This window comes from Marinobacter sp., from assembly GCF_041687235.1.
Taxonomy (GTDB): domain Bacteria; phylum Pseudomonadota; class Gammaproteobacteria; order Pseudomonadales; family Oleiphilaceae; genus Marinobacter.
In genome coordinates this window covers 1-11,585 of record NZ_JAWLCH010000031.1, presented here as the reverse complement: position 1 = coordinate 11,585, position 11,585 = coordinate 1, and the positions used below count along the sequence as shown (strand labels likewise).

General features: G+C 57.8%; 9 protein-coding genes. 3 read left to right on the top strand and 6 right to left on the bottom strand.

The genetic code is table 11. The annotated features are described in order from the left end of the window. Positions 1–273: 273 nt before the first annotated feature. Complete coding sequence (locus ACESMK_RS19815; RefSeq protein WP_373002344.1) at positions 274–1,299, top strand: NADP-dependent oxidoreductase; 1,026 nt, start codon at positions 274–276, stop codon at positions 1,297–1,299. A gap of 32 nt (positions 1,300–1,331) precedes the next feature. On the opposite strand, the gene ACESMK_RS19810 is transcribed toward ACESMK_RS19815, so the two are convergent. From ACESMK_RS19810 to ACESMK_RS19790, 5 genes are all read right to left on the bottom strand, one after another. After that, positions 1,332–2,297: an NAD(P)H-quinone oxidoreductase gene (locus ACESMK_RS19810; RefSeq protein WP_373002347.1), complete on the bottom strand. Its 966-nt coding sequence runs from the start codon at positions 2,295–2,297 to the stop codon at positions 1,332–1,334. An 81-nt stretch (positions 2,298–2,378) separates the two neighbouring features. Further along, entirely contained in the window at positions 2,379–4,121 is a 1,743-nt protein-coding gene (locus tag ACESMK_RS19805; protein ID WP_373002341.1) for a sugar phosphorylase, read from the bottom strand. Further along, positions 4,118–5,341, bottom strand: coding sequence for a glycosyl transferase (locus tag ACESMK_RS19800; protein WP_373002337.1), 1,224 nt, complete (start codon positions 5,339–5,341; stop codon positions 4,118–4,120). The genes ACESMK_RS19805 and ACESMK_RS19800 overlap by 4 nt, the downstream gene beginning before the upstream one ends. A 35-nt stretch (positions 5,342–5,376) precedes the next feature. Next, the gene (locus tag ACESMK_RS19795; protein WP_373002334.1) at positions 5,377–6,204 is read right to left on the bottom strand and encodes an HAD-IIB family hydrolase; all 828 of its coding nucleotides are present in this window, start codon (positions 6,202–6,204) and stop codon (positions 5,377–5,379) included. A 12-nt stretch (positions 6,205–6,216) separates the two neighbouring features. Next, a complete protein-coding gene (locus ACESMK_RS19790) occupies positions 6,217–7,155 on the bottom strand; it encodes a hypothetical protein (RefSeq protein WP_373002331.1) in 939 nt (312 codons plus the stop codon). Positions 7,156–7,230: 75 nt separating this feature from the next. Here ACESMK_RS19790 and ACESMK_RS19785 point away from each other — a divergent pair, with 75 nt between their 5' ends. Continuing rightward, positions 7,231–8,685 (top strand): protein adenylyltransferase SelO, encoded by a 1,455-nt coding sequence (locus tag ACESMK_RS19785; protein ID WP_373002328.1) that lies wholly within the window; start codon positions 7,231–7,233, stop codon positions 8,683–8,685. 77 nt (positions 8,686–8,762) lie between these two features. On the opposite strand, the gene ACESMK_RS19780 is transcribed toward ACESMK_RS19785, so the two are convergent. Continuing rightward, positions 8,763–10,277 (bottom strand): fumarate hydratase, encoded by a 1,515-nt coding sequence (locus ACESMK_RS19780; protein WP_373002325.1) that lies wholly within the window; start codon positions 10,275–10,277, stop codon positions 8,763–8,765. A 183-nt stretch (positions 10,278–10,460) separates the two neighbouring features. Here ACESMK_RS19780 and ACESMK_RS19775 point away from each other — a divergent pair, with 183 nt between their 5' ends. After that, a complete protein-coding gene (locus ACESMK_RS19775; protein WP_373002323.1) occupies positions 10,461–11,234 on the top strand; it encodes an enoyl-CoA hydratase in 774 nt (257 codons plus the stop codon). Positions 11,235–11,585: the final 351 nt, after the last annotated feature.

The following is an 11,585-nucleotide window of genomic DNA, read 5'->3' as shown; positions in this document are numbered from 1 at the left end:
GCGCTCGGTCAGTGTGAAGCCAACCACTGAAAATAGATCGGGGGGGAGCTCGCCAACACGGGCGGTGAACTGCAATCCGCTTGCCTGGGGCATATCTTCGTTCCCTGAAGAGAAATAGGTTTTCCAGCTCGTCCTGAGCAGGTTTCCGATTATAGTCATCAAGCCGAAGAATGAAACCCCGGGGCCTGTCCTGGTTCAGAAAGATGAGAGGTTGACCGGCAATAGATTCTGCTGCACCCTAATCTGGTTTCATTACGCAACCGGAGAAAGCACGTGAGCGAATACCAAAACCGAGCCGTGGTACTCAAACAGCGCCCTCAGGGTGAAATTCAGCAGGGCGACCTGGTAATGGAAGAGCGCCCCGTTCGCTCCCCCAACAAGGGCGAGGTGGTTGCCCGGGTGCTCTGGCTGTCACTGGACCCTTACATGCGCCCCCGGATGAACGATGCCAAAGGTTACATGGACCCTATCGGCATAGACGAAACCATTGTCGGCGAGAGTGTTGCTCGAATCGTGGAATCCCGTTCTGACGACCTGAAGGTCGGTGATTTGGTTACCTGCTATTCCGGCTGGCAGGAATATGTGACCTTCCCGGCCGATGCGCCCATGGTGTACAAGATTCAGCAACGCGACAACGTGCCCCTGCAAGCGTATCTGGGCGTAGCTGGCATGCCCGGGCGCACCGGCTATTGCGGCCTGATGTACGTTGGCAAACCAAAAGCCGGCGAAACCGTGGTTGTTTCGGCAGCATCCGGCCCCGTGGGCACAGTCGTAGGCCAAACCGCGAAATCAGAGGGCTGCAGGGTTGTTGGCGTTGCGGGCGGGCCTGAGAAGTGCGATTACGTGGTGAATGAACTGGGCTTTGACGCCTGTGTCGATTACAAGGCAGGCAATCTGGAAGAAGACCTGAAAGCGGCCTGCCCGGACGGCATCGACATTTACTTCGAAAACGTCGGCGGTGCCGTGACGCGCGCCGTGGCCCCGCTGCTGAACAAGGGCGCCCGCGTGCCTATCTGCGGTTTTGTTTCCGCCTACAATGCGACGGATATGGCCAGCGTGGAAACCCCGTTCCACGTCCTCAAGGCTCTGGACCCGGTCCCCGAACACCGGTTTTTCCTGGTGACCGAGTGGCAGGACCAGCATCAGGAAATCACGGACATCCTGGCCCCACGGGTTGCTTCCGGTGAGCTGAAATACCGGGAAACCGTTGCCGAAGGCCTGGAAAATGCCGTTGATGCGTTCAAGGGCATGCTGAAAGGGCAGAACTTCGGCAAGCAGCTGGTTCATATCGCAGACTGATTTCAGCCCGGGAGACACGAGGGACTGTGTGATCAGTCGGAGATTTTCAGGAGCACCTTGCCGGTGTTCCTGTTCTCAGCCACATGGGCCATCGCCTCTTCCACCTGCTCTATCGGCCATGTGCTATCGATCAGCGGTTCGATCTGGCCGGCCGCGAGCAGTGGCCAGACATGCCGATAGAGCGCCTGCATCACTTCGCCCTTGTCCTCGACGGTTCGGGAACGGAGGGTGGAACCGATCAGGCGCTGACGCTTGATCAGCATGATGCCCAGATCCACTTCGGCCATGCGACCACCCATCAGTCCGATCAGTACGATCCGGCCATCCACATTCAAAACCCGTTGGTCTTCGGCAATATACCGGCCGCCAACCGGGTCGAGAACCATATCGACACCACCCCAGGCCGTAACGGCATCAACAAAGGAACCCTCATTCCGATTCCAGACACCACTGGCTCCCAGATTGCGGCAGGTTTCGAGCTTGGCATCATCACCGGCAGTGGCAAAGACCGGGTTGCCAAAGGCCGTCGCCAGCTGGATAACTGCGGTTCCAAGACCGCTGGCACCCGCGTGCAGAAGCACCCGTTCGCCCGGTTTCAAGCCGGCCTCATGATAGAGATTCAGCCAGGCTGTGGCGAAAACCTCCGGGATGGCTGCTGCTTTCTCCAGCGACAAACCTTTCGGTACTGGCAGTACCTGCACCGCCGGCACCACCACCCGGGTAGCGTAGCCGCCGCCTGTCAGTAAGGCACACACCTCGTCACCAGGCTTGAATTGCGTAACACCTGGTCCAACCGAGGCAATGCGACCACTGACCTCAAGCCCAAGGATGTCTGACGCGCCCGGCGGTGGTGGGTAAACCCCGGCCCGCTGCATCAGGTCCGCGCGATTGATGGCGGTCCAGACAACCTCGATTTCGACGTAATCCGCCGGCGGCTCTCCTGGCCCTTCCCAGGAGTCCCAGCTGAGGTTGCCCCCGGTTACCTTGATTGCTTTGATCATGTGTGACGTCTCGGCCTTGCTCATATGGGCACAGGATACCCTATGTTTTTCGAGCATTGCACAAATGACGCATTCAGATTATCCGTTGGTAATGTCCCGGTTAGACAACCACACGCTCTGGTAGGGCTTCAGGGTAATCGAGCCGGACAGATCATCGATTGTCATCCCGGAAATCAGGTCCTGCCAGTGGTCGGTACCAATCAGGTTGATGTCGCTCAGGGCAACCTGCTGCACCTCATCACTGATGTTGTGAATGCAAAAGATGGACTGATCCCGGCGCATACTCTGGCGCCAGAAACCGAAGAGCTGTAAGCCGAGGTGCAAGGTGAACTGGGTGGCGTTCGGGTGAAACGCCGGCTGTTTCCGTCGAATGGCAATGAGTCGCTTCAGTTCCCCAAACGCCTTGCTGTGATGGCTCAGGGGGTCTGCCAGCTTCTGTTCCAGATCTTCCAGTTGCCACTGGCTACGATTAATCGAGCGCAGTCTGCCGGTGTGCTCCACCCGCTCCAGATCGTTTTCAGTCGCCAGCAGGCTATGGATATAGAATGCCGGAATCCCTTCCAGCGCCAGCATCACGGTGTGGGCGCAGATAAAGCGCTGCAGCTGCCAGTGATCCCGGCCGGACCCGGCCGTTCCCTGCAGCGCATCATACAGGGCAATATTGATTTCATAGGGCTGGTCCCGTCCATCCGGCGTGCGCCGGTACGACACCTTGCCGCCGAACGAGTCCATGGTATTGATCAGCCGCTGCTTTTCGTCCTCGGTCAGCAGGCCATCGGTGGGCCTCATACCAACGCCATCGTGGGATGCGATAAAGTTCAGATAGGTGGTGCCCATCTGCGCCGGCGGCATGCTCATCAGCCAGGTTTTCAGGTGCTTGCAGTCACCGGTAACCAGGGTATTGATCAGCAGGGGTGGCAGGGAAAAGTTATAGATCACATGGGCTTCGTTGGCATTGCCGAAATACGTCAGGTTCTCCCGGTTGGGCACATTGGTCTCGGTAATAACCACCGCATCCGGGCTGTGATGCTCAATCAACAGGCGCAGTATCTTGATCAGCTCATGGGTCTGCTGCAGATGGATGCAAGGCGTACCCGGCTCCTTCCAGAGAAACGCCACAGCATCGAGCCGGAACAGGATAATGCCCCGTTCCAGGTAGTGCCGGATGATGGCAGCAAACTCGATCAGCACCTGAGGGTTGGCAAAATTCAGATCAACCTGATCCTCACTGAAGGTGCACCAGACATATCGCTCACCATCATCGGTCTGAACCGGGTTCAGTAAGGGGGAGGTTCGGGGACGTACGACGGCGCTCAGATCATCCTTAGGATTGCCTTCGAAGAAATAATCCTTCCCCGGGTCGACTCGTTTGCGGAAATTCTCGAACCAGCGGCTGCGGGCCGACATATGGTTGATTACCAGGTCCGCCATCAGCTTGTAATCCCGGGCAATGGCCTCGATATCCTCCCAGTTTCCATGGGACTCGTTCACCGCCAGATAGTCCATTACAGAGAAACCGTCGTCGGAGCTGTAGGGGAAAAACGGCAGTATATGAACCGATGAGACAGAATCTGACAAGCAATCGCCCAGGAAGCGATGCAGCGTTTGCAGCGGCTTTTCTTCCGCCCGCTGAACCGTGTCGGCGTAGGTGATCAGCACCACATCCGATTCGTCCCAGTTATTCTGGTGCGCAGGCGGTGGATCCTGGTTGGGCTCCAGCCCCATGGTAGTCAGCAACTGCTCGGCCAGAAAGTCGCAATCCAGCGCCGGATAGACAACCTCCAACATGGAAACCAGCTTCGCTTTCAGAGGCTGGGTCATGGCCGGAATTCCTCGTTATCCAGCTCTACCGCCTCCAGCAACTGTTCCTTGATGTCGGGAATGGCACTGGTTACCCGGTTCCAGCTGGGGATAAAAGGCGTATCCATCGGGTTGTCCAGGAAATAGGCGCCAGCCCGCATCACGTTCTGGGCGAAGAGTTCCACGGCCTTCTCCTCCTTGTGCCGATCAAAGGTCAGGCCGTTGATAATGGCGTCGTTCTGGTAGGTCTCCACGAAATCCAGGGCAATCCGGAAATAGGACGCCTTGATGGTGCGGAATTTCTCATTGGAGAAGATTTCCCCGTTGGTTGCCAGCTTGCGGAACAGAGCTTTGGCGATATCCATACTCATCTTGGACAGCCCCTTGCTGGCATCCTCTGGCGAAAGCTCCTGGTGCTTGTGATCGTAGACATCCGCAATGTCCACCTGGCACAGACGGTTGGTGGCGTAGTTGCGCTTCATCTCCGACAGCACACCGATCTCCAGCCCCCAGTCGCTGGGAATACGCAAATCATTGATCACATCCGTGCGGAACGAGAACTCACCGGCCAGGGGGTACCGGTAGCTGTCCAGGTAATCCAGGAAATCATTGGGACCGCAGACTTTCTTCAGGGCACGTATCAACGGCGTCACCAGCAGGCGGCTCACCCGTCCGTTCATTTTTCCGTCCGCCACACGGGCGTAATATCCCTTGCAGAACATATAATTGAAGCCCGGGTTGGCAACGGGATAGATGAGGCGCGCTACGAGATCCCGGGAATAGGTGAGGATGTCGCAGTCGTGCAAGGCCACTGACTTGCTCACACCGGACGCCAGCACATAGCCAAAGCAGTACCAGACGTTCCGGCCCTTGCCCATTTCTGTCGGCGCCAGGTTCTGCTCCCGAAGCTTCAGATCAATATTTCTCAGCCGGGGCCCGTCGTTCCAGAGCACCTTGAAGTTCTGGGGAAGGTCCGAGAAATACTCCAGGGCGTGGCGGTATTGCTCCTCATTGGCGCGGTCCAGACCAATCACCACCTGATCCAGATACGGCACCTTGCCCAGCTCATGCACGATGTTTTTCAGGGCCGGCCCCTCCAGCTCTGAGTAGAGCGACGGCAGCACCAGCGACATGGGGCGGGCCTTGCGAAAACTCATCAGCTCCGCTTCCAGCTCCTCCACCGGGCGCCGAACAAGGTTGTGGAGGGTGGTGATAATGCCATTCTGGTAAAAGTCGCCCATGTCGGCTCTCCTTTTGATACCCGCACTTAAACGGGTCAGTACCCGTACTCAAACAGGAGGTTGAGTACGCACTCATTCCAGCCTTCGGGGCCGGGCTTGAGGGAGCGCATGGCGTGCTTTGCCGAAGGCAACTGCACCTCTTCGCTTTTTACGCCCCGGATCACCACCGGAATATCCGCCGATTCCAGCATTTGTTGATCGTTGGGGCTGTCACCCAGGGCAATGGCCAACACAGGCTCATCGCCATATTGCTCCCGGTTTTGCTTTGTGTAGTGCTCCTTATATTTGGAAAGCAAGAACCGGGCCCCATCCGCTTTATCAAAAATACCCATGGCATGGAGGAACCGTCCGCCCGGCACCAGCCGAAGTTGCTCGGCACCGAGAGCCGCCTCGAATTGCGCCAACGCGTCATCGGTGCCCTGCCAGATCAATGGCTCAGTCCCCAGCCGTTCTTTGGCCCGGCCGGCCGCCGCGGGATCCAGTCCGGTCTCCGCTGCCAGCTCATCGGCGGACATGTCTGCAAACCCCTTGAACCGCGCCCCCTTCCTCCGTTGGGCGCCCAGCACCTCAAGGACCCGATCCCGGGTTGCACCAAAATTCACCACTTCCTCATCGCTATTGCCAAAAGTGCCCGGCGGAATAACGACCGCTGCACCGTTTTCGACAATAAAGGGATCCGTGTTGCCAAGTTCGTCCCGCAGTGCCCGGATTTCCGGCATGGTTTTACTGGAGTTAAGTATCAGAGGAATATTCGCTGCCCGCAGCCTGGCCAGGGCCGGGCCCGCCGCCTGCCAGCGATAATCGTCATGATCAAGCAGCGTGCCATCGAGATCGGAAAAGATGATCAAATGGGGTCTGGCCATGGCCGGTCTCCGTTAGGCTTCGCGGAACTGGGGAAGACCGAGGGAATGGTCCTCGGCCACGTTGATCAGAACATCAGCCCTGGCCGGCATTTCAGCGAGGCAGGCACGGGTAACGCGCTCATAGTGCATAACGAAGCGGCCGACTTCGTCATCGGTCATAATGCGCAAATCCTGTGCGCCAGCACCGAGCCCGCCATTTTTTGGTGCATTGCGAATTTTATCCGCCAGCTTTTGCTCCTGGAGTCGACGCCATTCAAGAACACACTCCATGGAGGGAGCCTTCAACATGACGAGACAGTCAATTTCATCGAAAAACTGACGGTATTTCCCTTTCAACTGATCGTTCACATAGCTGCGCCAGACGCCGTCAGGATCCTCGCCCTCCTCCAGGCGATTCATCGGCTCAGCCAGCGCACTGTCTTTCTCCGGTCGCGCATCCAGGCACCAGCCCTCCAGAAGAATGATCTCCGCCCTTCCGCCGAAAACTGGCCACTGATCCCGAGGAACCCGGTCGTCCCTGGATTTGTCGAAGGCAGGGATGGGCGAGGCGTCGTCCGGGCCGGCACTGCGCAAACGGTGCAAAACCTGTTGCCCCAGCGCCACGTCGTGGGTTCCAGGCACACCGCGGGTTTTAAACAACGGGTGTACCTGTTCGGCGAGGTCCTCGCGCTCAGCTCTGGTAAGGTAAATGTCATCCAGGGAGAAATTGGCAGTGGAACGGTTCCGATGCCGGAGCAGAATTTCCCTTAAAAAGAGGGTCAACGTGGACTTGCCCGTGCCCTGGGCTCCGTGAATACCAACCACAATGGGCTGCTTTTCCGTATCATGGAGCGCACAGATTCGGTCTGCCAGCGGCAGAATGGTCTTTTCTACCGTTTCGGCGTAGGAATCGGGCAGGCCCTCCTGTTGAATCAGGGCACTGACGGTTTGTTCTAGCGAGCGATCAGACACGTTGGATTTCCGGTTTAATGGATGATTGAAGAGAGAAGGCAGCAGAATTCATACCAATGGGAGTATAGGCGTTTTATGAGTGGCAACGATTTTCGGATAGAGCATCGCTACCTGGAGCTCCCTGACAGTTTTTATACCCGGGTTCAGCCCTCGCCCCTGAAAGATGCAAAGATGGTGTGTTTCAACCACAAGCTCGCCGAGCAGATGGGCTTTCGCGCCGATTCCGAATCTGACTGGACGGGCATAGGCGCAGGCTCTGAATTACTGGAGGGCATGGACCCGGTGGCCATGAAATACACCGGCCACCAGTTCGGCACCTACAATCCGGAACTCGGCGACGGTCGTGGCCTGCTGCTGTGGGAAACCGTTGGCCCCGATGGACGACGCTGGGACTGGCACCTGAAAGGCGCCGGCACGACACCCTACTCCCGGTTCGGTGATGGCCGGGCCGTGCTTCGCTCCACGATCCGAGAATACCTGTGTAGCGAAGCCATGCATGGTCTTGGCATCCCCACCACCCGGGCCCTGTTCATGGTAAGCGCCAAAGACCCGGTGCGCAGGGAATCCATCGAGACGGCCGCGGCACTGGTACGAGTGGCCCAAAGCCATATTCGCTTCGGACACTTCGAGTTCGCCGCCCACCACGAAGGGCCTGAAACGGTCAAGACGCTGCTCGAACATGTGATATCACTGCACTTCCCCCACTTGATCAACCTGCCCGATGACGAGCGATACAGCCGTTGGTTCGAGGAAGTCGTCGAGCGCACGGCACGAACGATTGCCGACTGGCAAGCAGTGGGCTTTTGCCACGGCGTGATGAACAGCGACAACATGTCAATCATCGGCGACACTTTTGACTATGGCCCCTTCGCATTCCTTGATGATTTCGACGCCGGCTATATCAGCAATCACACCGACCAGGGCGGTCGCTACGCCTACAACCGTCAGCCGCAGGTAGGCTTCGAGAACTGCCGTTACCTGGCCACAGCCCTGCTGCCGGTCATGGAGGAGGACGATGTGCGCCGGGGGCTTCGCCACTATGAAGTGGCTTACAACGAACGCTTTCTCCAGAACATGCGGGACAAGCTGGGCCTTGTCATTGAGGATGAGGCGGACCTCAGCCTGATCATGGATACCTTCAGCATGATGCACGAGCATCATGTCGACTACACCGCCTTCTTCCGGGCGCTTTCCAATCTTCACAGCCATGGCCATGGGCCGGTGCGGGACCTGTTTGTGGACCGCAGCGTGGCGGATCAGTGGCTGGAGCGCTATGAGGAACGGCTGCTGAACGAAACCCGCGCTCACGATGAGCGGGAGTACGCCATGCGCGGCGTAAATCCGAAGTATGTGCTGAGGAACTACCTGGCCCAGCAGGTCATCCAGGAAGCGCAGAACGGGGATTATGCACCGATGAAAGCCCTGCTCAAGGTTCTTGAACAACCCTATGACGAGCAACCGGAGAACGAGGCTTATGCGGCGTTGCCGCCGGATTGGGGGAAGCATCTGAATATCAGCTGTTCAAGCTGATGAATCTGCACCAGCCAACGAAAAGGGCCGGACGATAACTCGTCCGGCCCTTTTCTTTTTCCGGCAGTTTCCGGAGATCAGACCGCCTTGGCAGCAATAATCTTCTCGTGCCATTCGGCAGGACCTGTCTGGTGCACAGACGAGCCCCGTGAATCAACTGCGACTGTGACCGGCATGTCCTCGACCTCGAACTCATAAATGGCTTCCATACCCAGTTCCGGGAAGGCAACCACTTCGGCGTTCTTGATGGCTTTGGAGACCAGGTAAGCGGAACCACCCACGGCCATCAGGTATACCGCACCGAATTCCTTGATGGCGTCGATGGCCACCTGACCGCGCTCGGCTTTACCAATCATGCCGGTCAGGCCGGTCTTCTCCAGCATGGTGTGGGTAAACTTGTCCATACGTGTGGCAGTCGTCGGGCCTGCGGGACCAACCACCTCTTCGCGCACCGGATCAACGGGGCCCACGTAGTAAATGAACCGCCCCTTCAGATCGACCGGCAGCTCCTCGCCTTTCTCGATCATGTCCACCATCTTCTTGTGGGCAGCGTCGCGGCCGGTCAACATCTTGCCGGAGAGCAGAACGGTTTCGCCCGGCTGCCAGTCCTTCACGTCTTCGGGGGTCACCGTATCGAGGTTCACGCGACGCACGTTGTCGCCCACTTCCCAGGTGATTTCCGGCCAGTCGTCCAGGCTCGGCGGGGTCTGCAGAGAGGGCCCGGTACCGTCCAGGGTAAAGTGGGCGTGACGGGTTGCCGCACAGTTCGGAATAATCGCCACCGGCTTGTTGGCGGCGTGGGTCGGGTAGTCCTTCACCTTCACATCCAGAACCGTGGTCAGGCCACCGAGGCCCTGGGCGCCAATACCCAGCTCGTTGACCTTATCGAACAGCTCCAGACGAAGCTCCTCAGACCGATTGGAGGCGCCACGGGCTTTCAGATCGTGAATATCGATCGGGTCCAGCAGGGATTCCTTGGCAAGCTCCATCGCCTTTTCCGCGGTACCACCGATACCAATACCCAGCATGCCCGGCGGGCACCAGCCAGCACCCATCTGCGGAACCATCTTCAGCACCCAGTCCACGACCGAGTCAGAGGGGTTCAGCATCGCGAACTTGGACTTGGCTTCCGAACCACCGCCTTTCGCAGCAACGTGCACTTCTACGGTGTCACCCGGAACAATCTTGTAATGGATGATGGCCGGCGTGTTGTCCTTGGTGTTCTGGCGCTTGCCGTCCGGATCGGCCAGTACCGAAGCCCGGAGCACGTTGTCCGGATGGGTGTAGGCACGGCGAACGCCTTCATTGATCACGTCGTCCAGCGGCATATCGCAGTCCCACTGCACATTCATGCCGACATTCACGAATACCGTCACGATGCCGGTGTCCTGACAGATCGGGCGGTGGCCCTGGGCACACATGCGCGAGTTGATCAGGATCTGGGCCATAGCATCCTTGGCCGCCTGGGATTCTTCCTTCTGGTAGGCCTCGTAGACGCCCTGAATAAAATCCTTCGGGTGATAGTAGGAAATGAACTGCAGCGCGTCCGCTACGCTTTCAATCAGGTCGTCCTGGCGGATTACGGTGGTCATAGGCGCCTCATCAGCTTGATATCGTTATGTCGTGTCATCAAAAATCAGGAGGCGAGAGTTTACCAGAAAATCGGTTTGGCGAGTGATTCGACAGATGGCGAAACGAGGATTAAAACCCGTGAACAACGCCATCGGAAAAAGGTATCATCCTAATCAAACTAGAATAACACCGCAGGAGATACCGTGACCGACCTCGTCCTCACCGAAATCAAAGACCGGATTCTCATCGTTCGACTGAACCGTCCAGAGCGCAAGAACGCCCTCACCCACGCCATGTACACCGCCATGGGCGACGCCCTGGAACAGGCCCGGGATGATGCAAAAATCCGGTGCGTCCTATTCACTGGCACCAGCGAGTGTTTCACCGCAGGCAACGACCTGGGCGAATTTGCCGCCGGCCTGCCCGGTGATTTCGAACAAACCCCAGTCGGCCGCTTCCTTTTATTACTGGCCAGTGCAACCAAACCCGTGGTGGCGTCAGTCAATGGTGCGGCCGTAGGCATTGGAACCACCATGCTGCTGCACTGCGATCTGGTGTTCGCCGGCAACAACACGGCGTTCCAGATGCCCTTTGCCAGCCTCGGCCTGTGCCCCGAGGGCGGCTCGAGCCTGCTGCTTCCCTCCTGGATTGGCCGAGTGCGCACTGCCGAGCTCCTGATGCTTGGCGGCGCCTTCACCGCTGAAGAGGCCTTCCGGCTTGGCCTGATCAACCGGGTTTGCGAGCCCGAACAGACCGAGGCCAAGGCGTTCGAGACCTGCCAGCGGCTGACCGAACAAGCACCGGCGGCCATTCGAGCTACCAAAACAATGTTAAACCGGCCAACCATGGTGGCACTTCGCGAAACGATGCTCGAAGAGGGGCAGCTATTTGCCGAGCGACTGAAATCCCCCGAAGCCGCGGAGGCCTTTCGGGCCTTTATGGAAAAACGCCCACCGGATTTCTCACGCTTCGAATAAACCTCGACTGCGCCGCAATTTACCCATTGCAGAGGCTCGACAAACCGTTAACCGGGAACTATTTTTCAGAAAGGCCAAACTCCAATCGTGCGGGGAGGATTCAAACACCAGAATCACACTTTTGGCTGATCAACACTTGCCATACTGTCGCTATAGTCAGAGATACAGAAATTGGCTTACAGCGCTGGCTACAATTTCAGACAACAGTTTAAGCAGAACAGGCCACTGACAACGGGCTTACCGGATCAGACCGGCCCCGTCAGCTGCCGAACATAACGACACAACAACAGGAAAAGGTTCCACCCATGTTCAAGAAAACTCTAATAAGTCTTGCCGTGGCGTCTTCCGTTG